Source organism: Paraburkholderia metrosideri (assembly GCF_904848625.1).
GTDB classification, from domain to species: Bacteria; Pseudomonadota; Gammaproteobacteria; order Burkholderiales; family Burkholderiaceae; genus Paraburkholderia; species Paraburkholderia metrosideri.
Window position 1 is genome coordinate 25,487 of the sequence record NZ_CAJHCP010000016.1, and the last position, 23,740, is coordinate 49,226.

The following is a 23,740-nucleotide window of genomic DNA, read 5'->3' on the forward strand; positions in this document are numbered from 1 at the left end:
TTCGCGCAGGTGTTGCGTGGATGCTACGTAGCGGCTCGCTTAGTGATTCAGCTTGCCCAGCAGCAGGAATTCCAGCAAAGCCTTTTGCACGTGCAGACGGTTTTCCGCTTCGTCCCAGACGACGCTCTGCGGACCGTCGATCACTTCCGCGCTGACTTCCTCGCCGCGGTGGGCGGGCAGGCAGTGCATGAAGAGCGCGTCGGAATTGGCGCGTGCCATCATTTCAGCATCGACGCACCAGTCTGCGAAGGCTTTCTTGCGTGCTTCATTTTCGGCTTCGAAGCCCATGCTGGTCCAGACGTCGGTCGTGACGAGGTCGGCGCCGGCGCAGGCCTCGTTCGGATCGTCGAACTCTTCGTAGAACGGCGCGCTTTCGGCAGCGACCATCGCGCGGTCGAGCTTGTAGCCCGGCGGCGTGGACAGGCGCAGCTTGAAACCGAGAATCTGCGCGGCTTCGATCCACGTGTACAGCATGTTGTTGGCGTCGCCGACCCACGCGACTGTCTTGCCGCGAATCGGGCCGCGATGTTCGAAGAACGTGAAGATGTCCGCGAGCACCTGGCAAGGGTGATATTCGTTGGTCAGACCGTTGATGACCGGGACGCGCGAATTCTCGGCGAAGCGCTCGATGATGTCCTGTCCATACGTGCGGATCATGATGATGTCGACCATGCGCGAAATGACTTGCGCAGCGTCTTCGATCGGTTCACCGCGACCGAGTTGCGTGTCGCGCGTGCTCATGAAGACGGCGTGGCCACCGAGCTGGAAGATGCCGGCTTCGAACGACAGGCGCGTGCGAGTCGAATTTTTCTCGAAGATCATCGCCAGCGTGCGGTCGTGCAGCGGGTGGTAGGTCTCGTAGTTTTTAAACTTGCGCTTGAGAATACGTGCGCGCTCCAACACGTACTCGTAGTCTTCCAGCGAGAAATCCTTGAACTGCAGATAGTGGCGAATTTTCTTGGCGGTCATGAAACAAATACGGCGGTCTCACCCGGCAGGATTGCCGGACGGCGCCGCCGTCGTTTGTGGTAACTCAATGCAGCATAAAGGATTTTGCCCCGTTTGACGAGTCGGCCAAAAGGCCGGGCAAGCCGTCTGAAAGACGCCAGAGCGTGTCGGGCGGAGCTTGTGTGCGCTGCGGAAAAAGGTCCGCTGCGCTATAATCTGCCGGTTATCTCAAAGCCCAGCAGGTAGCTTTTTTGCTTGCGGGACACGGCTCGCGCGGTTTGGAAAGTCTGCTCGCGGTGCGCCGTCATGACAAACGCCGCGGCGGCGCTCAGCCTGCCTCTGGCGGTTTCTGGCGGCACGATTCGCCATCGTGGCGTAGGCAGCGAGTTCAGGCATTCGAGCCGGTTTGCCGTCGGCTTTGCCGTCATCCGCTGGGCAGTCACACAGGTATTCCTACATGGCCGAAGCACCAACCGAATATTTCATTCAGGGCATCACGTCGAAAGGAAAAAAGTTTCGGCCGAGCGACTGGTCGGAGCGGCTTGCGGGCGTGATGGCATGTTTTGGTCCCGGCGCGCGGAAAGGGCCGAACGCCTACATGCAGTATTCGTTGTACGTCCGGCCCACCATGATCGGCGACCTGAAGTGTGTGATTCTCGATTCGCGCCTGCGCGACATCGAGCCCATGGCTTTCGATTTCGTCCTCAACTTTGCGAAAGACAACGACCTCGTCGTGACTGAGGCGTGTGAGCTGGAACTCGAACACGTCGCGCCGCGAGAAAAGCGGCACGTGATCTAGTCCGAGTCGGCCGGGCTGGATCTGCAAAAGCAAAAACCCGCGAGAAGCGGGTTTTTTTGTGCCTGGAAACAACGGCGTCAGGCGGGCGGTCTGTTGAGCCGCAATTCACGAATGATGAGTCACGTGGATCGGAAGGGCGCAAAGTCCCAAGCAAAAAAGCCCGCCGAGGCGGGCCTTTCTGTGCAGCGGAAACAGGAGTTAGCCCACCGAAGCGGGCCGACCGGAATTACTGAGCTGCGGCCGCTTGCAGACCCTTGATGGCTGCAGCGAGGCGGCTCTTATGGCGAGCTGCCTTGTTCTTGTGAACGATGTTCTTGTCGGCAATGATGTCGATGGTCTTCGACGATGCCTGGAAGATTTCTGCGGCCTTAGCCTTGTCGCCGGCGTCGATCGCCTTGCGGACAGCCTTGATAGCCGTGCGGAACTTCGAGCGCAGTGCCGAGTTGTGCGAGTTTGCCTTGGCGGCCTGGCGGGCGCGCTTGCGTGCTTGTGCGGAGTTTGCCATGACGGTTCCTTATCCTGTTCCTGTTTCCAGTACCTGACCTTCAAGTGGTGAGGTGCTGCTTTTAGATCCGAACTCTTGGAAGCGATTGCCCAAGAGCGCAAAAAGTGTCGAAAAATCGATCGAACTACGCGAAGGCGGGCTCGGCTTTTCTTGGTGCTGGAGGGTATTAGCAGGGGGCTTGGTGCCAACCCGCGGTGTCAACACACACCGCCCGAAAATTGAGCGAGCTCTTCGAAGCCGACGATTATAGCAACAAAATCAGGCACGTGGCAACGGGAAAGCGTGATCACGCGATGCCGGCCTGTGGAGCAAGGCCCTGCGAGCCGCAACGCGCCGTGTGTGGCGAGTGCGAAGCGGGCAACGCGGTTGCTGTGCCGGCAGCCGCGCCCAGCACATCTTTTGCGCCGCCCGCAGGCCTCCGGAATCTGCAAAAAAACGCGGTGGACCGCCCATCCAATCGAACGTCTGCACGGTAAATCGGTCCGAATCGCGTCCCGGCTCGTCGTCCGCACTTGCGGCACCCGTATAATAAGCGCCCCATGAATCTAATCCGAGCCTTGCTGACGGTCAGCGGCTTCACGCTGCTGTCGCGCGTGACCGGTCTGGCCCGCGAAACGCTGATCGCTCGCGCGTTCGGCGCCAGTCAATTTACTGACGCGTTCTACGTCGCCTTCCGCATTCCGAACCTGCTGCGCCGCATCTCCGCCGAGGGCGCGTTCTCGCAGGCTTTCGTGCCGATCCTCGCCGAGTTCAAGAACCAGCAAGGCCATGACGCCACCAAGGCGCTGGTCGACGCCACCTCGACCGTGCTTGCCTGGGCGCTGGCGGTTCTGTCGGTAATCGGCGTGCTGGGTGCGTCCGGCGTGGTGTTCATCGTTGCCTCGGGACTTGCGCATGAAGGCCATGCGTACGCGCTCGCGGTCACGATGACGCGCATCATGTTCCCGTACATTATTTTCATTTCGCTGACGTCGCTGGCGTCGAGCGTGCTGAATACGTACAAGAGCTTCTCGTTGCCCGCGTTCGCGCCGGTGCTGCTGAACGTGGCATTCATCCTGGCGGCCGTATTCGTCGCGCCGCGTCTGCAAACGCCGGTCTATGCGCTGGCGTGGGCGGTGATCGTCGGCGGGCTGTTGCAGTTCCTCGTGCAACTGCCGGGTCTGAAGAAGATCGACATGGTGCCGCGCATCGGCCTGAACCCGGTGAAGGCGCTCGCGCATCGTGGTGTCAAGCGGGTGCTGTCCAAGATGGTGCCGGCCATGTTTGCGGTGTCGGTCGCGCAGATCAGTCTGATCATCAACACTAATATCGCGTCGCGCATCGGCCCCGGCGCCGTGTCGTGGATCAACTACGCCGACCGGCTGATGGAGTTTCCAACCGCGCTGCTCGGCGTCGCGCTGGGCACGATCCTGTTGCCGAGTCTGTCGAAGGCGCACGTCGACGCCGATCCGCACGAATATTCGTCGCTGCTCGACTGGGGGCTGCGCGTGACGTTCCTGCTGGCCGCGCCGAGCGCGGTCGCGTTGTTCTTCTTCGCCGAGCCGCTGACGGCCGTGCTATTCCACTACGGCAAATTCGACAGCAACTCGGTCGTGATGGTGAGCCGCGCGCTGGCGGCGTATGGCGTCGGGTTGATCGGCCTGATCCTGATCAAGATCCTCGCGCCCGGGTTCTACGCGAAGCAGGACATCAAGACGCCGGTGAAGATCGGCATCGGCGTGCTGATCGTGACGCAGTTGAGCAACTACGCGTTCGTCCCGATTTTCGCGCACGCAGGCCTGACGTTGAGCGTCGGGCTCGGCGCTTGCGTCAATGCATTGCTACTGTTTCTCGGCCTGCGCAAGCGCGGCATCTATATGCCATCGAGCGGCTGGCTGAAATTTTTCGTGCAGATGCTGGGCGCCTGTCTGGTGCTGGCCGGCGCGATGAGGTGGTTGGCGATCAGCTTCGACTGGATCGGTATGCGTGAGCATCCGGTCAACCGGATCGTGCTGCTGGGTGCGTGCCTCGTGCTGTTTGCCGCGCTATATTTCGGTATGCTCTGGCTGATGGGCTTCAAGTACGCGTATTTCAAAAGACGAGTGAAGTGATCACGATGACGCGAGTTCTCGACTATTTCAGCACGCTCGTTGCCGAAGACGAAAGTCTGCCGTTGACCGAAGCGGCGCTCTCGCTCGCGCAGGACGCTTATCCCGACCTTGATCTGCAAGCGACGCTGGCTGAGATCGACGAACTGGTGTTGCGTCTGCAGCGCCGTATGCCGGAGGACGTCGACCCTCGTCAAAAGGTCGGCATTCTGAACCGGTTCTTCTTCCGCGAGCTGGGTTTTGCCAGCAACCTGAACGATTATTACGACCCCGACAACAGTCATCTGAATGTCGTGCTCAAGCGTCGGCGCGGCATTCCGATTTCGCTCGCGGTGCTGTATCTGGAGATGGCGGAGCAGATCGGTATTCCTGCACGTGGCGTGTCTTTTCCCGGACATTTTCTGCTGCGCGTCACGACGCCTGACGGCGATCTGATGCTCGATCCGACCAGCGGTCATTCGCTGACCGAGTCGGAGATGGTCGACATGCTGGAGCCTTATGTGGCGTCGGCGGGGGAGTCGGTGAGCAGAGCGCTGCGCATGCTGTTGCAGCCGGCCACGAGTCGCGAGATTCTCGCCCGGATGCTGGGCAATCTGAAAGCTGTTTATCGTCAGACGGAACGTTGGCAGCGTTTGCTGGCGGTACAGCAGCGTCTTGTCATTCTGCTGCCGGGCAATATCGAAGAAGTGCGCGATCGTGGCTTTGCTTACGCGCGGCTCGATTATCTGCGGCCCGCACTTGAGGACTTGGAAAACTATCTCGGCGACCGCCCCGATGCCGAGGACGCGATGGTGGTGGAGTCGCAATTGCACGAGTTGCGGCAACGCACGCAGCAAGACGATCACGGCTAGTCGCGTCGCGTTCTGGAAGCGTACCCTGCACGAAACGAAACGCCTGTTCATGATCGACTCATGAGCAGGCGTTTTTTATTGCCGCGTGATGCGTCGTATCGTGGCGACGCACAACTACAGGTCGTTACTTCGGCTGCATCCGGATCGCGCCGTCCAGACGAATCACTTCACCATTCAGCATCGGGTTGTCGAAAATTTGCTTGGCCAGCATCGCGTATTCGGCCGGTTTGCCCAGACGCGGCGGGAACGGCACCATCGCGCCGAGCGCGTCCTGCACTTCCTGCGGCATGCCGAGCAGCATCGGCGTTTCGAAGATGCCGGGCGCGATCGTCATCACGCGGATGGCGTTGCGTGACAGGTCGCGCGCAATCGGCAACGTCATGCCGACCACGCCGCCCTTGGAGGCCGCATAGGCGGCCTGGCCGATCTGTCCGTCGTACGCAGCCACCGACGCCGTGTTGATAATCACCCCACGCTCACCGCTCGCAGTCGGCTCGTTCTTCGACATCGCCGCAGCGGCGAGACGAATCATGTTGAAAGTGCCGATCAGATTGATGGAGATGGTGCGCGCAAACGACTCGAGCGGATGCGGGCCGTCTTTACCGACCGTCTTGACTGCGGGAGCAATGCCCGCGCAATTGACCAGCCCGCGCAACGTGCCGAGCTTCGCCGCGGCCTCGACTGCTTGCGTTGCGTCGTCTTCGCGGCTCACGTCGCATTTGACGAAGATGCCGCCGAGTTCCTTTGCGAGCGCCTCGCCAGCGTCCTGATTCAGGTCGGCCAGCACCACCTTGCCGCCGTTCTCGACGAGCAGGCGCGCGGTGGCGGCACCCAGACCCGATGCACCGCCGGTGATCAGGAACACATTGTCACGAATCTCCATGTCTTCTCCTTTGCTACGGTTATTCAGTCGTGGCCAGATCGAATATTTTTTCGATGATCGATTGTAGCGGCTATGTTGCAACGCGGAAAGCGAGCGGGCAGGGCGCCGGATGCAGACCGCTACGGATGTCTAATTAATGCTGGGCGCCTGGCGGCCAGGGACTGCGAGGGCGTGCTCGAAGCGCTTCGCGCAGCGCACGCCGCAATAAAAAAACCCGCCAACATGGGCGGGTTTTTCGTCAACCAGAAGCCGTGCGCGTTGCGCTTATTTCAGCGCTTCGAACGCGCGCTCACGAATTTCGTCAACGCTGCCGAGGCCCGAAATGCGGCGGTATTGCGGCGCCTTCAGCGAACTCGCCGCATCGCCGTTTTTTGCCCAGCCGTTGTAATAGTCGATCAGCGGCTTGGTCTGCGCTTCATACACTTGCAGACGCTTCTTCACCGTTTCTTCCTTGTCGTCGTCGCGCTGGATCAGCGGCTCGCCGGTCACGTCGTCAACGCCTTCAACCTTCGGCGGATTGAACTTGACGTGGTACGTGCGGCCCGAAGCGGCGTGCGAGCGGCGGCCGCTCATGCGCACGATGATCTCGTCGAACGGCACGTCGATTTCCAGCACGTAGTCGATCGCGACGCCTGCCTGCTTCATCGCTTCCGCTTGCGGAATGGTGCGCGGGAAACCGTCGAACAGATAACCGTTCGCGCAATCGGCTTGCTGCAGACGTTCTTTCACCAGGTTAATGATGAGTTCGTCCGTCACCAGCTCGCCAGCGTCCATGAAACGCTTGGCTTCGAGGCCCAGCGGCGTGCCAGCCTTGACGGCTGCACGCAGCATGTCACCGGTGGAAATTTGCGGAATACCGAATTTTTCCTTGATGAAGTTTGCCTGAGTGCCCTTACCCGCGCCGGGCGCACCCAAAAGGATCAAACGCATGTGATATCTCCAGATCTGTGTGAATTCTTTGATGACGCTGCAGCCATCCGACGATCCGCCGGGGACCCGCATCGGCTACCGTTCGGCTCTCGCGCTGCACGTCGAAACACGACGGCGCTGCAAGATGGAAACGGTGCGACCGGGGCAAACCCTGGCGCTCGCTTGGTGTAGGAGGCGCGCACAACCGTCCGATTATGCCATGGCTTTTTGCGGTCAAGACCCGAATAAAGCCCTGACGCGTGCCAGGTCTGCGGGTGTGTCGACGCCGGGCAGCGGCACGTCCTGGGTGACGAGCACTGCAATTCGTTCGCCATGCCACATCGCCCGCAACTGTTCGAGCGCTTCGACCTGTTCGATCGGCGAGATCGAGAGATTGGGGTAGGTGCGCAAAAACTGGGCGCGGTATGCATACAGGCCGATATGCCGATGAACTACCGCAGGCGCAGGCGGCGCGGGCATTGACGGGACGTTCGGCCAATGCGGCTGATAAGCGTCGCGGGCCCACGGAATCGCCGCGCGCGAGAAATACAGCGCGACGTTGCGAGCGTCGAGTACGACCTTGACGACATTCGGATTGAAGATTTCGGCGGGGTCGGTGATCGGATGCGCGGCGGTGGCGATCGCGCAGCCGTTGCTGGCCGCGAGGTGCGACGCAACGCCGCACACGAGTGCCGGGTCGATCAGCGGTTCGTCGCCTTGCACGTTGACGACGATCGTGTCGTCGCTCCAGCCGAACCGCGCTGCGACTTCTGCGAGACGGTCCGTGCCCGACGGGTGGTCGGCGCGCGTCAGCACGGCTTCGAAACCGTGATCGCGCGCGGCGTCGAGCACTTCCTGTGCATCCGACGCGACCAGCACCTGCTGTGCGCCCGATTCGCGCGCGCGTTCGGCGACCCGCACCACCATCGGTTTGCCGCCGAGGTCCGCGAGCGGCTTGTTAGGCAGACGCGTCGAAGCGAGCCGGGCCGGCACGACGGCGATGAACGGGGGAACAGCGGTGGAGTTGGCTTGAGTCATCAGCGAGATGAGCAGGAAGAGGGGCGGAAAGACGGCGGGCGGCGGAACCGTAAAACGCTTCCGCGCGAGCAGCACGGCGCGAACGAACGGCTACGACGGCAAATGACGGAGAGACTGCAAACGGATCAGTGCACGCGGTTCAACGAAGCGAAGCAGCGCGCAGTTCCGCAACTCCCACTTTGCCCGCGAACACTGGCGCCCGGCGATTCAGGCGACCGAGCCCGGATTCAGATCGACCGGCGTGCCTTCGACGGTCTGCCGCGCTTCGTCGACGAGCATGACGGGAATGCCGTCGCGGATCGGATACGCGAGCTTGTCGGCATTGCAGATCAGCTCCTGGGCGGAACGGTCGTAGCTGAGCGGGCCCTTGCAGATCGGGCAGACGAGAATTTCAAGCAGGCGAGCGTCCACGGACTTTCTCCACAACTAATGCAATGAGGCGATGATCGAGCGCGGCTTCGACCGGGACAACCCAGATGCGCGCATCGTGCCAGGACCCTAATTTTACCGCATCCTTTTCGGTTATCAGGATCGCGTCGGCGTCCACGTCGGTGAAAGGATTGCGCTCGAACGCGTAGTGATCGGGCAGGGCGCGGGTGGCGGGCGTGAGGCCGGCGGCGCGCAGCGTGGCGAAAAAGCGCTCGGGCGAGCCGATGCCCGCTGCGGCCAGCACGCGCTCGCCGCTGAATTGCGCGAGCGGACGGCGTAGCGCAGGGTTATCCAGATGCCATGCCTCGGCGGGCGCGAGCTGCAGCGCGAACGTGTTCGGCCACGGCGGCAGGGAGCGGGCGTAGGGATCGTTGATCAGCGTCGCGTCGCGCCGACGCGACAGCGGCTCGCGCAGCGGGCCAGCCGGCAGCAGAAAACCGTTACCGCCGAGCCGGTGATCGAACACGACGAGTTCCGCGTCGCGCGCGAGGCGGTAGTGTTGCAAACCGTCATCGCTGACGATCACGTCGACTTCGCGATGTGCGGCGCGCAGTGCCTGCGCAGCGGCCACGCGATCCGGGCAGACCCACACTGGCGCACCGGTGCGGCGCGCGATCAGCAACGGTTCGTCCCCGCCGACGCTCGCCGCTGACGCCGGCGTGACCTGTGTCGGCCCCTTGACGCGCGCGCCGTAGCCACGCGACACCACGCCGGGCGTAAAGCCGGCAGCGCGCAATGCTTCGACCAGTGCGATGACAGTCGGTGTCTTGCCGGTGCCGCCGACAGTCACGTTGCCGACCACCACCACCGGCACGCCGACGCGCACCGATTTCAGCCAGCCGAGCGAAAAGGCGGCGCGGCGCGCGGCGGCAACTGCGCCGAACACACACGCGAGCGGCGACAACGCCCACGCGAACGGGCCACGCTGCTGCCATTCGCGCGCAAGGCGCGCTTCGAGGCGGTGGTTGAATTCGCTCATGGGCGAGCCATCTCAGCGGGCGGCACGCGTCTGGCCGAAACCGAACGGCAACTCGCCGGCGTGGAGGCGCCATGCGCAATACGCGGGGTCTGCATCAACGCGGTTCTCCGGAGAATCGAAAGTGAAGCAAAAAATGAAGCAGCGAGGGCTTGAACCTCAGCGCCTGATGCTCTCGCGCAGTGTGCCGCAACGGCAGGGTTCGCGGGCGTCCGGCATGCCGTCGAACCCGCCACTCTAGCGCGCAGGCGTCCCGCCCGGCAAGTCGCGCAGTGACGCCGCGGGGGCGCCTCAAGACTGTCTTCGTTACCCACAGCCTGTGGATAACTTTGTGGAGAACCTGCCGCTCAACGGGCTGCGAGGGCCATTTGGAGGGCTCCGGATCGGTATTGGTTCTCGTTATTGAGATATAAACCTTATATAAATCAACAACATGCTTTAGATTCATGCGCTCTGGCGGGCAGTTTGGCGGATTGCGCCTGGCGACTCCCGCCATGTGGACACTTTTAACAATTCAGCGGACAGGCTGGACGCGGATGGCCGCTCGGTCTATCGTCTGTCCGGCCAGTCACAGATACTCCCTCGCATGAATCCCGAAAGTCCTTTTGCTTCGTCGGCTACGCCCGGCGGTGAGGTTGTCGTTCCCGTTTCCGCGCTCAATCGCGCGATCGGCACGATGCTCGAACGCTCGTTTCCGCTGGTATGGGTGGCGGGCGAGGTGTCCAATTTCACGCGTGCCGCGAGCGGCCACTGGTATTTCTCGATCAAGGACGCGCAGGCGCAAATGCGTTGCGTGATGTTTCGCGGACGCGCGCAATACGCGGAATTCACGCCGCGTGAAGGCGACCGTATCGAAGTACGCGCGCTGGTCACGATGTACGAACCGCGCGGCGAGTTGCAGCTGAACGTCGAAGCGGTACGGCGCACCGGGCAGGGGCGTCTGTACGAGGCGTTTTTGCGGCTGAAGGCGCAGCTCGAAGCCGAGGGTCTATTCGCCGCCGAGCGCAAGCGCGCGCTGCCATCTCATCCGCGAGCAATCGGGATCGTCACTTCATTGCAGGCTGCGGCGTTGCGCGATGTGCTGACCACGCTGTCGCGCCGCGCACCGCACATTCCGGTGATCGTTTATCCGGCGCCGGTGCAAGGCGTGGGCGTCAGCAACAAGCTCGCGGCGATGGTCGATGCCGCCAATGCGCGACGCGAAGTCGACGTGCTGATCGTGTGCCGTGGCGGCGGATCGATCGAAGACCTGTGGGCGTTCAACGAAGAGGTGCTGGCCCGCGCGATTGCGGAAAGCGCGATTCCGGTGGTGAGCGGCGTCGGTCACGAAACCGATTTCACGATTGCCGATTTCGCCGCCGACGTGCGCGCGCCAACCCCAACCGGCGCCGCTGAACTCGTCAGCCCGCAGCGCGTGTTGTTGCTGCGCGAACTCGACCAGCGGCACGCGACGCTTGCGCGCGGATTCGGTCGAATGATGGAGCGGCGTGCGCAACAACTCGACTGGCTTGCGCGCAGGCTGGTGTCGCCCGCCGAACGTCTCGCGCGGCAACGCACGCATTTGCAGCAACTGAGCGTGCGGCTCGCCTCCGCCGGCACGCGTCCCGTGCGCGATGCAAAAGCACGTTTTTCTCTGCTGCAGATGCGCTGGCAACGCTGGCGTCCCGATCTTGCCGCGCATCGGGCGAAGCTTGGCAATCTTTCGCAACGTCTCGACGCGGCATTGTTACGCCAGCATGAACGTCAGCTTGCGCGAATCGGTACGCTTGCCGCACGGCTCGACGTGCTGAGTCCGCAACGTACGCTGGAGCGTGGTTATGCGGCTGTGCTCGACGCACAGAGCGGCCGCGCGGTGCGTGCGCCTTCGTCATTGAAGCCGGGCCGGCGACTGACCGTGCATCTCGCCGAGGGCTCCGCCGACATTGCACTGGCCGACGTGCAACCGCGCCTTACCGACGGTTTCTGACACTTTGCCGACGCCTTGCGCCTGCCCGATTCTGACATGCGGCGCGAGGCAGGCACACGACATGCGGCGACCTTCAACGCGCTTCATGCACGGCCTGTTTACCGATCCCGGGCATAAAGTCCGTTGGTTTGCGGGGTTATTCCAACTCGCCTACAATCGAGTGCTCAAAAGCGTTATCCGCAAACTCCCCCACAACAGATACAGACACAAGGAAAGCACCATGGAACATACGCTCCCGCCGCTGCCGTTCGCGAAAAACGCTCTCGTCCCGCACATGTCGGAAGAGACGCTCGAGTTTCACTATGGCAAGCACCATCAGACCTATGTGACCAACCTGAACAATCTGATCAAGGGCACGGAGTTCGAGAACCTGTCGCTCGAAGAGATCGTCAAGAAGTCGTCGGGTGGCGTGTTCAACAACTCGGCTCAAGTGTGGAACCACACGTTCTTCTGGAACAGCCTGTCGCCGCAAGGTGGCGGTGCTCCGACCGGCGCACTGGCTGACGCGATCAACGCCAAGTGGGGTTCGTTCGACAAGTTCAAGGAAGAATTCGCCAAGACCGCAGTCGGCACGTTCGGTTCGGGTTGGGCATGGCTCGTGAAGAAGGCTGACGGTTCGCTCGACCTCGTGTCGACGAGCAACGCAGCAACGCCGCTGACCACCGACGCAAAGGCACTCCTCACGATCGACGTGTGGGAACACGCGTACTACATCGACTACCGCAATGCGCGTCCGAAGTTCGTTGAAGCGTACTGGAACATCGTCAACTGGGAATTCGCGTCGAAGAACTTCGCGTAAGACTGCCGATAGTGCGTCTTTGCGTAACGTCTGACTCTTGCGCAAGCGCCAACAGCTGGCAACACCGGTAGTACGACAGAAAGCCCTCACGTGTGAGGGCTTTCTGTTTTTTGGGTCCGCGATAATGGGTTTATGTGAGTCGTCCGTAGCAAAGTGTGATCGATAAATAGCAAGACAGTCAGAGGCACGATGGACCGCAATCAGATTCTGGAACTCGCGATGGCACGCCACCTCGCGGGCGCGTTCGGCGAAGCGCGCGAACTGTACGAAAATGCGCTCGCCAGCGAGCCAGCGGATGCAAACGTGATGTTCCGGCTCGGCGTGCTCGACATGCAGACCGGTGCGAATGACAGCGCACTCCACTGGCTCGACCGTGCATTGAAGCACGCTCCCAGTACGGCGAAATATCACTTCGTCCGTGGACATGTGCTTGCTGCCGAACAACGGCTCGGCGAAGCAATTGGCGCATACCGGCAAGCACTTGCCGTAGACCCCGCTTCCGCCGATGTGCTGTGCGCATTGGCATCGGCGTTGCAGACCAGTGCCGACTATCCGGCGGCCATCGAATCCTATACGGCGGCGCTCGCGCTCGAACCCGCTCACACCGACGCGCTCAACAATCTGGGCAATTGCCACCGTCAACGCGGCGATACGCACGCCGCTGAAGCCGCGTATCGCCGCGCACTCGCATTGCATCCCGACGACGCCAACGCGCTTACGAATCTCGGTACGCTGCTCGAGTCGAGTGGCCGTCCGGACGAAGCTCTGGCGTTGCTCGAAGCGGCCGTGCGCGCGGCGCCCGCGTCGGCTTATGCACTGGTGAATCTCGGCGTTGCGCTTCAGCAGCGAGGCGAGTCCGCAAACGCCGTCACGCTGCTCACGCGAGCGCTGGAACTCGATCCGGCCGTCCCCGAAGCCGCATACAACCTGGCCAACGCATTGCATGCTCTCGGCAGACGGCGTGAAGCGGCGCTCCACTATCAAAAGGCACTGGCGCAATCGCCCACACATGCAGATGCCTATAACAATCTGGGCATCGTCTACCAGGAATCGGGCGCGCATGACGACGCGGAGAAAGCGTTCGACGCGGCGATCCGTTTGCGCCCGCGCTTCGTCGCCGCGCTCAACAACGCCGCGACGCTCAAGCGCAAGCTTGGGCGTATCGCGGAGGCGCAGGCTCATCTGCGAGAAGCGCTGAGCGTCGATCCCCATCACTCCGTCACGTATAACAATCTGGGTAACGTGCTGAAGGACCAAGGGCGTCTCGATGATGGCATCGACAGTTATCGGCGCTCGCTCGCGTGCGACCCGGACAACCTGATCGCGCACAGCAATCTCGCGTATGGCCTGACCTTCCAGGCCGAGCATTCGCAACCTCTGCTGGACGAATGTCTGCGCTGGTCGTTGCAGCACGAGACGCGTTATCTCGCCACTCACCAACCGCATGCCAACGATCCAACGCCGTCGCGGCGTTTGCGTATCGGCTACGTATCGCCGGATTTTCGCGATCATTGTCAGACGCTGTTCACGTTGCCGCTGCTGTCGCATCACGATCATGTGCAGTTCGAGGTCTTCTGTTATGCAAGCGTGACGCGGCCCGACGATCTGACGCAACGCGTCGCATCGTATGCCGACGTATGGCGCGACGTGCGCGAACTCGACGACGCGCGGCTCGCGCAATTGATCCGCGACGACCGCATCGACATTCTGGTTGACCTGACCATGCATATGGCGGACGGGCGCCCATTGCTGTTCGCTCGCAAGCCCGCGCCGGTGCAGATTGCATGGCTCGCTTATCCGGGAACGACTGGCATGCGCTCGATCGATTACCGGCTGACCGATCCCTGGCTTGATCCCGCTGGCGTTGATGACCAGTACAGCGAACGTTCGATCCGTCTACCGGATTCGTTCTGGTGCTACGACCCACTGACGGATACACCGACGGTCAATGCGCTGCCCGCGCTCACCAATGGATACCCGACGTTCGGCTGCCTGAACAACCCGTGCAAGCTGAGCGACGCCACGTTCAGGATGTGGGGCGACGTGATGCGTGAAGTGAAGGATGCGCGGCTGTTGCTGATGGCGCCCGATGGGCCGGCTCGCACGCGTCTGGCTGAACGGCTCGGCAAAGTGGGGATCGACGTCGAACGAATCGCTTTCGCTCCGTTCCAGCCACGCGCGGACTATCTGCGCACCTATCACCGGATCGATGTGGGTCTCGATACGTTTCCCTACAACGGCCACACCACCAGCCTCGACTCGTCCTGGATGGGCGTGCCGGTCGTCACGCGGGTTGGCGAAACGGCGGCGGGGCGCGCGGGGCTGAGCCAGTCGGCGAATTTGGGGTTGCGCGAACTGGTCGCTGAAAGCGATGCGCGGTTTGTCGACATCGCGGTCGGACTGGTGCGGGACCTGCCTCGGCTGAGCGCCATACGCGCGAGCTTGCGCGCACGCCTCGAAGCGTCGCCGTTGATGAACGGCACGCGCTTTGCTGCGCATGCCGAGACGGTTTATCGCACGGTCTGGACCGAGTGGTGTGGGCGGCGGGGTGGGACCGACCGGTGACAAAAAGTTGTCACAGTTGGTAACTGGGCGAGGCTTGCTGGTTTCGATTGCGAGCGCAACCCGCTGCGTTGGCTGGTTCGTTGGCCCGCCGGCACGTTTTACGTGCGCGCCGCGTCCGGGGCTGCCTCAGGGCTGCACGGACGCGCCACCCCCCGAGCCGGAATCCGTCGAAGTCTGACGACGCCGATGGCCTCGGCCGCCGTTCGACGACGGCGAACTGGCGGGCGCGACGGGAGGTGGCGGGTGATTCATGTACTGAAAGTTGTCGGAGATGGCGGCGGTGGTGCTGGAGAAGTTCGTGACCGGATGCTGGATCACGTCGCTCTGCACAGTCTGATCCGACTGCGCGAAGACGGTCGACGAGCCGGCCAAACCGGACAAAGAAGCGACACAGGCCGCGCCCACAGTGAAAACGAGCCGATTCATTGAGTCATCCTTTGTTTTGTTGACGGCCGCCGATGCTGGCCGATGCTTGTCCGTGCGGCGGGTGGCGAGGTCGCGGGGCACTCTCCCGGGGTTCCGGAGTCAGGCTTGGCGCTTACGCGCAGCGGTTCTCACCGCACCCTCGCACTCCGGTTCGCAGCGAGTTTATGCCGCTTGATGCAGAATTTGATTGCTGCCGCGCTTACAAGCGTTACCCGATATGACGCAATCGATAGCGCTGGCGATTCAGGTATGCTCGCGGCTCGCGCGGCCCACGTGCGGGGCGCAGCAATAAACTTTCTGTAACGATCCAGTAACCACGAACCGGGCCGATTGGCCTAACGTTTGAATTCCGATCCTCTGAAGTGCACCAGCATGATTTCCAGAACTAAAACCATCAGTCTCGCGATACCGGCCGTCATTGTTGCGCTCGCGCTGGGCGGCTGCGCGGTTGCGCCTCCCAGCGGTCCGAGCATCGTCGCGCTGCCACGTAGCGGCGAGACGCTCGGCCAGTTCCAGCAAAACGACTATGAGTGCCGCGACTACGCGTACCGTTCGACCGATCCGAACGGCACCGCATCGCAAGCGGCCACCACCAACAGCGTCAACAGCGCGGCCTTGGGCACACTTGGTGGCGCGGCCCTCGGCGCTCTGATCGGTGCGGCAGCTGGCAACGCGGGCGCGGGCGCGGCGATTGGCGCGGGCAGCGGTCTGCTGATCGGCGGCTCGAATGGCGCAAATAGCGCGCAGTATTCCGCAGCGGGCCTGCAGGCACGCTATGACACGGCGTACGCTCAGTGCATGACCTCGAAGGGTGAAACAATCCAGCCGCGCGGTTACTACGCCGCGCCGCAGCCGGTGTATGTTGCGCCGCAGCCTTACTACGCTCCGCCGCCGCCGGCCATGTACGCGCCGTATTAATCAGCATAAATCCGCCTACTCGCTTGGTCGCGTCGCGTCTTTGTTGAACCCGGCAAAGGGTTGTAAAGATTCCGTCATCTCTGGCGGAAACACGCGACACCATGGCGACAGCGCCGCCGGCAAAGGGCGTACGTTTGGATGGAGTGTATGACCGCTGCCTGAATAGGCGGTCCTGCGCGGTCAGTCACATCCAGCTTATCCCTGCCGGCATGAGACGTTTTTTACTCCGCCATCTGACGCGGAGCGCTCCCGGCGCGGTGCGAAAAAAAACGAGGCGATTATGCGGAGACCCAAAACCGGCCCACGTGTTCCGAGTGTGGGGTCGAGCGTGTGCGCGTGGCTCGCGACAGCTTTGATCGTCGCTGTGTTCGTTTCGTGCGGCGGGGGCGGAGGCGGCTCGGGTGCGGATGGTTCAGCCGCGCCGTCATCGGGTTCCGGAGGTAGCAGCGGAGCCGGCAATCCTGGCGGGAGTGCAACCGGCGGCGGCACGACTAGTGGCACGGGGACCTCGTCGACGGGAACGGGTAGCGGCGGTGGCAGCGGTAGCAGTGGTAGCGGCACGACCACGGGTACCGGATCAGCCACTGGCTCAGGCAGTTCGTCCACATCAACCATCGCCTACGCGACCGATGTCCTGATGCATCACAATGATCTCGCGCGCACCGGCCAGATGCTCGCCGAGACCACACTGACTCCCACCAACGTCAATTCCGCCAGCTTCGGTAAGGTCGCGTTTCTTGCCGCCGATGGCAAGGTCGACGGACAACCGCTCTTCGTCACCAGTCTGCCGATAGGCGGCGCATCTCACGACGTCGTCTACGTCGTCACCGAACACGACAGTGTCTACGCGTACGACGCCAATACCTTCGCCCAACTGTGGAAAGTTTCTCTAGTTGGAAGCGGCGAAACCGCCAGCGACGACCGGGGCTGTCAGGACATCACGCCGGAAATCGGCATTACGTCGACGCCGGTGATCGACCGCAATCGCGGCACCAATGGCGTGCTCTATGCCGTTGCGATGACGAAAGACGGTAGCGGCGGCTACCATCATCGCCTCCACGCGCTTGATCTCGTCACCGGCTCAGAAGTGCTCGGCGGCCCGACGGAGATCGCGGCCACGTACCCCGGCAACGGCGCGGGGAGCGTCAACGGTGTGATCACGTTCAACCCGGCGCTACATGCGGTGCGTGCGGCGCTTACGCTGGTCGGCGGCAATATTTATATGGGCTGGACGGCGCACTGCATGTCGGGTGCTTATAGCGGCTGGCTGATGGCGTATAGCGCCGACACACTCAAGCAGACGAGTGCGCTGAACGTCGCGCCGAACGGCAGCCAGGGATCGGTGTGGATGGCAGGTTCGGGGATGGCGTCGGACGGCACGTCACTCTATGTCGTTGATGGCAACGGCACGTTCGGCACGACGCTGAACGCGCAGGGCTTTCCCGTCGATGGCGACTATGGCAACTCCCTGATGAAGTTGTCGTTGGGCGCTTTGCAGGTGACCGACTACTTCGCAATGGATAACGTCGTAGCTGAAGCCACCGCCGACAATGATTTCGGCTCGGGTGGCGTGATGCTGCTGCCGGATCAGACGACTGCCGGCGGGGTTGTCAAACATCTTGCGGTGGCCGCGGGTAAAGACAACATCATTTATGTCGTCGATCGCGACTCGATGGGCAAATTCAACCCGACGACCAACAACATCTGGCAGGAACTGATCGGTACCCTGGCGGGCGGTATTTGGGGATCGCCGGCCTATTACGGGGGAGTGGTGTATTACGGTGGTTTGAGCGACAACCTGAAAGCGTTGCCGGTGACGGCCGCGATGCTGGCGACTACCGCAGCTTCAAAGAGTCCGACGACATTTGCCTATCCCGGTGCGACGCCGGCTGTGTCGGCTAATGGTGCGAGCAATGCCATTGTGTGGGCTGCGGAAAACGGCACGACCGGCGCTTTGCATGCCTACGACGCCAGCAATCTCGCGCGTGAGTTGTACAACAGCAATCAGGCCGGAACGCGGGATCAATGGGGCGCCGGCAACAAGTTCATTACGCCGATGATCGCGCGAGGGAAAGTTTATGTGGGGGCGACTAACGGGGTGGCGGTGTTTGGTTTGCTGTGAGGGTATGGAGGCGTGGCTGACGGCGAAGATGGATCTTTGAGAGGAGCGGGTCGGGACGGGTAGGAGCGGAGCTGGCGTGCAGGAAGCGGCTGGACGGGAGAGGCGGATACGCAGGCGCAAGGAGGAACACTCTCCGCTTTTAGAGGCTGCTGGCAGCGGCCGAGGTGCGAGCTTTGTGCCGATGAACCGCTCGTCGTCTTTTTAGTAACGACCAGGATTACCGTTGCTCGGTCGTACAAGCCCCTGCTCATCACAAGCAGGGGCTTTTCGCTAACGGCGCGGCTGCTACTTCGCTCTCACATTGCGACAATCGCCACGGGTTGCCATTCAGCACGAATCGCGCGACGTGACGCACTCGTTACGCGTCACTCGCTGCGGCTGTCTTACGCGGACGCCTGCTACGTGGCGCTGCCTTTCTTGCCGCTTTTTTCGCTGCTGCCGGAGCCTCTTCCACATCGCTCGACGCAACTGACGCAACCGCCGGTTCCGCCGGCGCGGCGATCTCGGGTATTTCGTCGACAGATCGCGGCACGCTCTTTTTCGCTTTCTTCGCGGCAGTCTTGCGTGGTGCTCGTGTCTTACGGCGTTCGGCTGGTTTGCCGTCGGTTTCCGTGTGCTCTTCGTCCTTGTACTCTTCGCTACCTGCTGCGGCCGGTCCGGTCGTGGCGTTTTCCGATTCCGACGCACTGACTTCTGGCGCTACTGAAGGGGCTTCTGTTGCCACCGAAGCAGGCTCCGGGTGCTCGAAGACCGGTTCGGTTGGCCACGCCGGCTCATACCGATCGTCTTCGTGAAACTGCACGTTGACTGCCTGGTCGGCGTTGGCCCGTTCGTCGTGAACGGCTTCCTTCTGACCGCGCCCCGGTTTGCGATTACCTCGGCCCCGGCGCCGGGACTCATACTTGCCGGCTGACTCAGCAACTACCACCTCGGTAACCTGCGCGTCATCCAACTGTTCGGCCGGTTCAGACTCGACAGCCTCATTCGCGTTGTCGGCCGCCGCGCTCGCAGCGTTACTGCGATACACATAAGCACCCGATTTCTCGTCGCGGCCAAACTCGAGCAGACCACGCGCGTGCGCCTCTTCGAGCAGGTTGCCGAACGCGCGGAAACCGTAATAGGTTTCGTTGAAATCCGGTTTGCGGCGTTTGATCGCGTTTTTCAGCACCGACGCCCAGATCTTGCCGCTGTCGCCCCGCTCGGACGCAAGCGCATCGAAGGTTTGCACAGCAATCTCGACTGCCTTGGTGCGCCGCTTTTCCAGGTCGTCCTTGTGGCGGGGCTTCTCTTCGTCCGGCGCCCGCTTGGCCGCCTGCTGGGTGTCTTTCGGCGGGCGCGAGGATTCACGTTTGGCGACGGTGCGCTGACTCTCGCGCACCAGATCGTCGTAAAAGAAGAACTCGTCGCAGTTTGCAATCAGCAGATCCGACGTGGATTGCTGCACGCCCACGCCGATCACCTGCTTGGCGTTTTCGCGCAACTTCGACACGAGCGGCGAGAAGTCCGAATCGCCACTGATGATCACGAACGTATTGACGTGAGACTTCGTATAGCAGAGGTCGAGCGCGTCGACCACGAGCCGGATGTCGGCGGAATTTTTGCCCGATTGGCGCACGTGCGGAATTTCGATCAGTTCGAAATTGGCTTCGTGCATCGCGCCTTTGAAACTCTTGTAGCGGTCCCAGTCGCAATAGGCTTTCTTCACGACAATGCTGCCCTTGAGCAGCAGACGTTCGAGCACCAGCTTGATATCGAACTTGTCGTACTTCGCGTCGCGCACGCCTAGCGCGACATTTTCGAAGTCGCAGAATAGCGCCATGCTGACGGTTTCGTTGGATGACGCCATGTATATCTCCATTGAAGCGATCGTCGAACTCGACGAATCGCGACCATGATAGCGATTCCAGCGAAGGTGAGCAGATTTTGTCGCGCATGCGCACCGACAGGGGCAGCAAAAGTGCATCAGAATTTCAGTGCTCCACATGGACGCCGCTCCACGCGTAGCGACGCTTCGCGACGAAAATCCGAATTGATGCCTGATGCGAGCTTGCACCTCCCCATGGTTAAGGCCGCGACGCCCCGGATTAGCAGCACTACATATCCCGATAACGGCTCGGATCGCCTAGCGCGGCGCGTGTTTCCAGCACATCGTCGATCAGGCCATAGCCCTTGGCTTCGTGAGCTGACATGAAGTTGTCGCGATCGGTGTCCCGCACGATTTCTTCGACGCTGCGCCCGGTACGCCCGGCTGTTATCGCATTGAGCCGTTCGCGCAAATAAAGCACCTCTTTCGCCTGGATTTCGACGTCTGCCGCCGTGCCCTGGCTGCCGCCAGATGGCTGGTGGATCATGATGCGGGCGTTCGGCAACGCGTAGCGTTTGCCGCGTTGTCCCGCGGTCAGTAAAAAGGTACCCATGCTCGCAGCGAAGCCGATGCACAGCGTCGATACCTCCGGTTTGATGAACTGCATCGTGTCGTAAATCCCGAGGCCGTCGTATACCGAGCCGCCCGGCGAGTTGATATAAAAAGAAATATCCTTGTCGGGGTTTTCCGATTCCAGAAACAGCAACTGGGCGACAATCAGACTGGCCGATTGCTCGTTCACCGGCCCGACCAGAAACACGATGCGCTCGCGCAGCAGACGGGAATAAATGTCGTAGGCGCGCTCGCCGCGGCCGGATTGTTCGATCACGGTAGGAACGAGGCCGAGACCGGTTATGGAGGGGTAGCTGGAATGCATAGATGCCTCGTTATAAGCAGCGCGACGTTGACGCCCGATAGCCGCGGCGGATTTAGAACCGCGCGCCCCATGCGCCGGTTGTTGGTCATTTGACGAGGCAGGGCGGCGCGATGTGACAGAAATATTTTTTCTGTTTGTTGTCACATCGTCGATGGTCACAGCGTCAAGCCGGGAAGAGCGACAAGAAGAAAGACAAAGAAAAAGACACAGGCGAAAGCAAAAGGAAGATACCGAAGGCAGGCAGCACTTTTTCACCACGAATCTGGAGATCCAGGCATGACGAAACAGGGAAACGACAAGGCATCCAGCTTCGAGGCCGTGCGCGCCCGCCTGCTCGGGCTGGCATACCGCATGCTCGGCAGCCGTGCCGAAGCGGAAGACGTGGTCCAGGACGTCTGGCTCAAGTGGCATCTTGCCGACACGCGGGCGGTGCAAACGCCGGTCGCGTGGCTCACCACACTTACCACGCGCACAGCGATCGACCGCTTGCGGCATGCGCAGCGCGAACGGGCCTCTCAGGCTACCGGTTGGCTACCGGAGCCATGGCTTGACGAGGTGGCCCCATCGGCGGAGGAGTTGGCGTTGCGGGCAGCGGAAATGTCTTATGGCGTCATGTTGCTACTCGAACGTCTTAAGCCTGATGAACGCGCCGCGTTCGTACTACATGAAGCTTTCGACTGCGACTACGCGGAGATCGCGGGCATTCTTGAGCGCACGCCGGCTGCGTGCCGGCAGATCGTCCATCGGGCCAGGGCGCGTCTGCAACGCGCGGGCGCGCCGTCGCAACGGCCCGATCCTGCCGCGCACGCCCAGATCGTGGAGCGCTTGCGTGCAGCGCTGGAGGCACAGGATCGTACAGACCTGCTGCGGCTCTTTAGCGATTCGCCTGAAATTGTTAGCGACGCGCCCGTTTGTGGGCCCGCGTGTGCGAGTGCGCCGGCTGCGGCAGGCTGGGTGGACACGGTCACGTCGCTTGCCCAGCAGGCGAACAATGCCGAGGTGGTGTCGGTGCAGGGGGCGATGTGCGTCGTCCTGTTCTTCGAAGGCGACGTGGTCGGGTTGCTCGACGTGTGGACAGACGGTGTGGAAGGTTCGACGAAGATAATTTCGTTGCGCATCGTGACCGGCGAGGAGCGCCTGCAGGCTCTCAATCGCGTGGTGGGTCGTGCGGCAGTTACGCAACTGCTCACACGAATCCAGCAAAACCCCACCCCCTCAATTACGATGGGCAGCGACTTCCCAGTTGATGTCCACGCATAGCACCTGCGTGCCGTGCGGCGTGTGGGCAGCGATCGATGCTGTCACGCACAGGTGGGCTTCGTTAATCGACAGATAGGGGGGCGTGAGATGCACCTGGCCGGGCATGCGCATCGCCTGGATAAAGTATGGCCGGCGTTCCCAACTCGCCCCTTCCGAATGCAGCAGCGGGCGGAAGCGCTTGGCGCGTTGTGAAGTGCGCCCCGGCGGCAGCACGTTATCGCCGATTTGCCGGCCAGAGCCATCGAGTATGAAGCAGCGCGCTGTTTCGCCGAGCGTGAGGAGCGGTGCGGTCGCCCCGGAAATGGATTCCCCCGCAATCAGCTGTGCGGCTGCGGCTTCCAGCGCCTTGACGTACGGCGCCAGTCGCGTGGCTTGTGCGCGTTCGCGTGTGGCGACCCGTTCGCGTAGCGCCGCGGAGAGCGAGTCCATCAAGCCTGCTGCGGCTTGCGGTTTAACTGGCTCGACGCTCGGGCCTGCGAAAAACGCGCCTTGCACAAAATCCACGTTGCATTCGAGCGCGATCAGTGCGTCGCGTTCGGTGCTGAGGCCGCCCATCAGCACCAGTTGCCCGGATTCGTGCAGCAGTGAAACGAGGCCTGGCAGCACGCGCTCAATATGCGAGTGTTCGCTGGCTTGCGCCAGAATGCAGCGGTCGAGCGTGACGATGTCCGGGCGCAGATTCCACACCCGGTCAATGTTCGAATGCTTCGCGCCAAATCCGTCAAGCGCGATCAGGAAGCCGGACTTTCGCAGCGCGTCGATGATTTCGGCAAAGCGCGTGGTTTCGCCGCCAGCCTGTTCGGACACTTCCAGCACCACGCGCTGAGGCGGCAAGCCGAGCGCTTTGAGGCCGGCAAGCAGCGCATCGCCATAACTGGTGTCCATCAGCGCAGCCGGGTGCAGGCTTAGAAAAAGCCATTCGTCATGGCTGTCGAATGCGTTGAAGTTGCCCAGATGCAGCGATTCAGCCAGTCGGCCGAGTTCCAGCAGGTCGCCGCGTCGGGCGGCCTGCGTGAATACTTCATGCGAAGGCACTTGCTGTGAATGTTCGTCGTGGGCGCGCAGCGAAGCGTGGTACCCAATCGCGCGCCGGTGCGACACTGAAAAAACCGGCTGAAACACGCTGAATACGGTGTAGCCGCCGTATAGAACGGTGCGCCGGGAGCCTTCGTCGCCGGCCATCGGGCGCGGCGGCTGGAAGCCTGGAGGATCGAGTTCGATCATGCTCATCATGTCAGTCGTGTGGAGGTACTGCGCGCCTGGAGGCCCGACTCGCGTCGGTACGCGTAAAACGTGAGTTTACAGGATAGGCGAGCAAGAACTATGCGCGAACGGAAACACAACGTGGCACCCGGCAATCGCGCTTCGATCCGACGATTGTGCGCCAGCGCGGGCATCGAAGCGAAAGTTCGCACTTTGCTGGTGCGGCCCGCGCCCCTTTGCGGGTCGAAATGCGAGTCCGCGAATCCGCGCACAGGTCAAAAAAGCGCTGGCAAAAGTGAATCGCGTGAATCGGGC

20 protein-coding genes are annotated in these 23,740 nt (G+C 61.9%); 9 read left to right on the forward strand and 11 right to left on the reverse strand.

Annotated features, from left to right (window positions below):
* Positions 1-39: 39 nt before the first annotated feature.
* Positions 40-969: an ornithine carbamoyltransferase gene (gene argF, locus LMG28727_RS29045; RefSeq protein ID WP_201645788.1), complete on the reverse strand. Its 930-nt coding sequence runs from the start codon at positions 967-969 to the stop codon at positions 40-42.
* 436 nt (positions 970-1,405) lie between these two features.
* On the opposite strand from argF, the gene LMG28727_RS29050 reads away from it, so the two are divergent.
* Complete coding sequence (locus LMG28727_RS29050; protein ID WP_074765442.1) at positions 1,406-1,747, forward strand: DUF3579 domain-containing protein; 342 nt, start codon at positions 1,406-1,408, stop codon at positions 1,745-1,747.
* A 226-nt stretch (positions 1,748-1,973) separates the two neighbouring features.
* Here the strand turns inward: LMG28727_RS29050 and rpsT are convergent, their stop codons facing one another.
* Positions 1,974-2,252: a 30S ribosomal protein S20 gene (rpsT, locus tag LMG28727_RS29055; RefSeq protein WP_074765441.1), complete on the reverse strand. Its 279-nt coding sequence runs from the start codon at positions 2,250-2,252 to the stop codon at positions 1,974-1,976.
* A 539-nt stretch (positions 2,253-2,791) separates the two neighbouring features.
* Between rpsT and murJ the strand changes: the two genes are divergently transcribed.
* Both murJ and LMG28727_RS29065 read left to right on the forward strand, forming a co-directional pair.
* Positions 2,792-4,342, forward strand: a complete 1,551-nt coding sequence (gene murJ / locus LMG28727_RS29060) for a murein biosynthesis integral membrane protein MurJ (protein WP_201645789.1) — start codon at positions 2,792-2,794, stop codon at positions 4,340-4,342.
* 5 nt (positions 4,343-4,347) lie between these two features.
* Positions 4,348-5,190, forward strand: a complete 843-nt coding sequence (locus LMG28727_RS29065; RefSeq protein ID WP_201645790.1) for a SirB1 family protein — start codon at positions 4,348-4,350, stop codon at positions 5,188-5,190.
* Between the two features lie 124 nt (positions 5,191-5,314).
* On the opposite strand, the gene LMG28727_RS29070 is transcribed toward LMG28727_RS29065, so the two are convergent.
* The 5 genes from LMG28727_RS29070 to lpxK form a co-directional block, all read right to left on the reverse strand.
* Positions 5,315-6,073 (reverse strand): 3-hydroxyacyl-CoA dehydrogenase, encoded by a 759-nt coding sequence (locus LMG28727_RS29070; protein ID WP_201645791.1) that lies wholly within the window; start codon positions 6,071-6,073, stop codon positions 5,315-5,317.
* Between the two features lie 264 nt (positions 6,074-6,337).
* A complete protein-coding gene (adk, locus tag LMG28727_RS29075) occupies positions 6,338-7,003 on the reverse strand; it encodes an adenylate kinase (protein ID WP_201645792.1) in 666 nt (221 codons plus the stop codon).
* Between the two features lie 213 nt (positions 7,004-7,216).
* Complete coding sequence (gene kdsB / locus LMG28727_RS29080; protein ID WP_201645793.1) at positions 7,217-8,020, reverse strand: 3-deoxy-manno-octulosonate cytidylyltransferase; 804 nt, start codon at positions 8,018-8,020, stop codon at positions 7,217-7,219.
* A gap of 207 nt (positions 8,021-8,227) precedes the next feature.
* Entirely contained in the window at positions 8,228-8,431 is a 204-nt protein-coding gene (locus tag LMG28727_RS29085; RefSeq protein ID WP_006050060.1) for a Trm112 family protein, read from the reverse strand.
* A complete protein-coding gene (gene lpxK, locus LMG28727_RS29090) occupies positions 8,412-9,428 on the reverse strand; it encodes a tetraacyldisaccharide 4'-kinase (RefSeq protein WP_201645794.1) in 1,017 nt (338 codons plus the stop codon). Before lpxK ends, LMG28727_RS29085 begins: the two co-directional genes overlap by 20 nt.
* Positions 9,429-10,011: 583 nt before the next feature.
* Here lpxK and xseA point away from each other — a divergent pair.
* The 3 genes from xseA (at position 10,012) to LMG28727_RS29105 (ending at position 14,755) form a co-directional block, all read left to right on the forward strand.
* Positions 10,012-11,391, forward strand: a complete 1,380-nt coding sequence (xseA, locus tag LMG28727_RS29095; RefSeq protein ID WP_201645795.1) for an exodeoxyribonuclease VII large subunit — start codon at positions 10,012-10,014, stop codon at positions 11,389-11,391.
* Between the two features lie 220 nt (positions 11,392-11,611).
* On the forward strand, positions 11,612-12,190 hold the full coding sequence (gene sodB / locus LMG28727_RS29100; RefSeq protein WP_074765429.1) for a superoxide dismutase [Fe]: 579 nt from the start codon (positions 11,612-11,614) through the stop codon (positions 12,188-12,190).
* Positions 12,191-12,379: 189 nt separating this feature from the next.
* Positions 12,380-14,755 carry a tetratricopeptide repeat protein gene (locus LMG28727_RS29105; protein WP_201645796.1) on the forward strand — a complete coding sequence of 792 codons (2,376 nt, stop codon included), beginning with the start codon at positions 12,380-12,382 and terminating at the stop codon, positions 14,753-14,755.
* A 126-nt stretch (positions 14,756-14,881) separates the two neighbouring features.
* Here the strand turns inward: LMG28727_RS29105 and LMG28727_RS29110 are convergent, their stop codons facing one another.
* The gene (locus LMG28727_RS29110; RefSeq protein ID WP_201645797.1) at positions 14,882-15,181 is read right to left on the reverse strand and encodes a hypothetical protein; all 300 of its coding nucleotides are present in this window, start codon (positions 15,179-15,181) and stop codon (positions 14,882-14,884) included.
* A 372-nt stretch (positions 15,182-15,553) separates the two neighbouring features.
* Here LMG28727_RS29110 and LMG28727_RS29115 point away from each other — a divergent pair, with 372 nt between their 5' ends.
* Together LMG28727_RS29115 and LMG28727_RS29120 are read left to right on the forward strand one after the other, a co-directional pair.
* A complete protein-coding gene (locus LMG28727_RS29115) occupies positions 15,554-16,099 on the forward strand; it encodes a glycine zipper family protein (RefSeq protein WP_201645798.1) in 546 nt (181 codons plus the stop codon).
* Between the two features lie 280 nt (positions 16,100-16,379).
* Positions 16,380-18,221 (forward strand): pyrrolo-quinoline quinone, encoded by a 1,842-nt coding sequence (locus tag LMG28727_RS29120; RefSeq protein WP_201645799.1) that lies wholly within the window; start codon positions 16,380-16,382, stop codon positions 18,219-18,221.
* Positions 18,222-18,579: 358 nt separating this feature from the next.
* Here the strand turns inward: LMG28727_RS29120 and LMG28727_RS29125 are convergent, their stop codons facing one another.
* Positions 18,580-20,067: an NYN domain-containing protein gene (locus LMG28727_RS29125; RefSeq protein WP_201645800.1), complete on the reverse strand. Its 1,488-nt coding sequence runs from the start codon at positions 20,065-20,067 to the stop codon at positions 18,580-18,582.
* A 247-nt stretch (positions 20,068-20,314) separates the two neighbouring features.
* Positions 20,315-20,962 carry an ATP-dependent Clp endopeptidase proteolytic subunit ClpP gene (gene clpP / locus LMG28727_RS29130; protein WP_201645884.1) on the reverse strand — a complete coding sequence of 216 codons (648 nt, stop codon included), beginning with the start codon at positions 20,960-20,962 and terminating at the stop codon, positions 20,315-20,317.
* A 276-nt stretch (positions 20,963-21,238) separates the two neighbouring features.
* On the opposite strand from clpP, the gene LMG28727_RS29135 reads away from it, so the two are divergent.
* A complete protein-coding gene (locus tag LMG28727_RS29135) occupies positions 21,239-22,222 on the forward strand; it encodes a sigma-70 family RNA polymerase sigma factor (protein ID WP_201645801.1) in 984 nt (327 codons plus the stop codon).
* Here LMG28727_RS29135 and LMG28727_RS29140 read toward each other — a convergent pair.
* Positions 22,178-23,452, reverse strand: coding sequence for an EAL domain-containing protein (locus tag LMG28727_RS29140; protein WP_201645885.1), 1,275 nt, complete (start codon positions 23,450-23,452; stop codon positions 22,178-22,180). The genes LMG28727_RS29135 and LMG28727_RS29140 overlap by 45 nt on opposite strands.
* Between the last annotated feature and the right edge of the window lie 288 nt (positions 23,453-23,740).

What these genes read in the sequence shown, in the direction of transcription:
- sodB (WP_074765429.1), top strand. Translation starts at nt 11,612, where the DNA reads ATGGAACATACGCTCCCGCCGCTGCCGTTCGCGAAAAACGCTCTCGTC.
- clpP (WP_201645884.1), bottom strand. Translation starts at nt 20,962, where the DNA reads ATGCATTCCAGCTACCCCTCCATAACCGGTCTCGGCCTCGTTCCTACC.
- LMG28727_RS29115 (WP_201645798.1), top strand. Translation starts at nt 15,554, where the DNA reads ATGATTTCCAGAACTAAAACCATCAGTCTCGCGATACCGGCCGTCATT.
- kdsB (WP_201645793.1), bottom strand. Translation starts at nt 8,020, where the DNA reads ATGACTCAAGCCAACTCCACCGCTGTTCCCCCGTTCATCGCCGTCGTG.
- adk (WP_201645792.1), bottom strand. Translation starts at nt 7,003, where the DNA reads ATGCGTTTGATCCTTTTGGGTGCGCCCGGCGCGGGTAAGGGCACTCAG.
- argF (WP_201645788.1), bottom strand. Translation starts at nt 969, where the DNA reads ATGACCGCCAAGAAAATTCGCCACTATCTGCAGTTCAAGGATTTCTCG.
- LMG28727_RS29050 (WP_074765442.1), top strand. Translation starts at nt 1,406, where the DNA reads ATGGCCGAAGCACCAACCGAATATTTCATTCAGGGCATCACGTCGAAA.
- lpxK (WP_201645794.1), bottom strand. Translation starts at nt 9,428, where the DNA reads ATGAGCGAATTCAACCACCGCCTCGAAGCGCGCCTTGCGCGCGAATGG.
- LMG28727_RS29135 (WP_201645801.1), top strand. Translation starts at nt 21,239, where the DNA reads ATGACGAAACAGGGAAACGACAAGGCATCCAGCTTCGAGGCCGTGCGC.
- LMG28727_RS29065 (WP_201645790.1), top strand. Translation starts at nt 4,348, where the DNA reads ATGACGCGAGTTCTCGACTATTTCAGCACGCTCGTTGCCGAAGACGAA.
- xseA (WP_201645795.1), top strand. Translation starts at nt 10,012, where the DNA reads ATGAATCCCGAAAGTCCTTTTGCTTCGTCGGCTACGCCCGGCGGTGAG.
- LMG28727_RS29120 (WP_201645799.1), top strand. Translation starts at nt 16,380, where the DNA reads ATGCGGAGACCCAAAACCGGCCCACGTGTTCCGAGTGTGGGGTCGAGC.
- murJ (WP_201645789.1), top strand. Translation starts at nt 2,792, where the DNA reads ATGAATCTAATCCGAGCCTTGCTGACGGTCAGCGGCTTCACGCTGCTG.
- LMG28727_RS29140 (WP_201645885.1), bottom strand. Translation starts at nt 23,452, where the DNA reads ATGAGCATGATCGAACTCGATCCTCCAGGCTTCCAGCCGCCGCGCCCG.
- rpsT (WP_074765441.1), bottom strand. Translation starts at nt 2,252, where the DNA reads ATGGCAAACTCCGCACAAGCACGCAAGCGCGCCCGCCAGGCCGCCAAG.
- LMG28727_RS29105 (WP_201645796.1), top strand. Translation starts at nt 12,380, where the DNA reads ATGGACCGCAATCAGATTCTGGAACTCGCGATGGCACGCCACCTCGCG.
- LMG28727_RS29070 (WP_201645791.1), bottom strand. Translation starts at nt 6,073, where the DNA reads ATGGAGATTCGTGACAATGTGTTCCTGATCACCGGCGGTGCATCGGGT.
- LMG28727_RS29125 (WP_201645800.1), bottom strand. Translation starts at nt 20,067, where the DNA reads ATGGCGTCATCCAACGAAACCGTCAGCATGGCGCTATTCTGCGACTTC.
- LMG28727_RS29110 (WP_201645797.1), bottom strand. Translation starts at nt 15,181, where the DNA reads ATGAATCGGCTCGTTTTCACTGTGGGCGCGGCCTGTGTCGCTTCTTTG.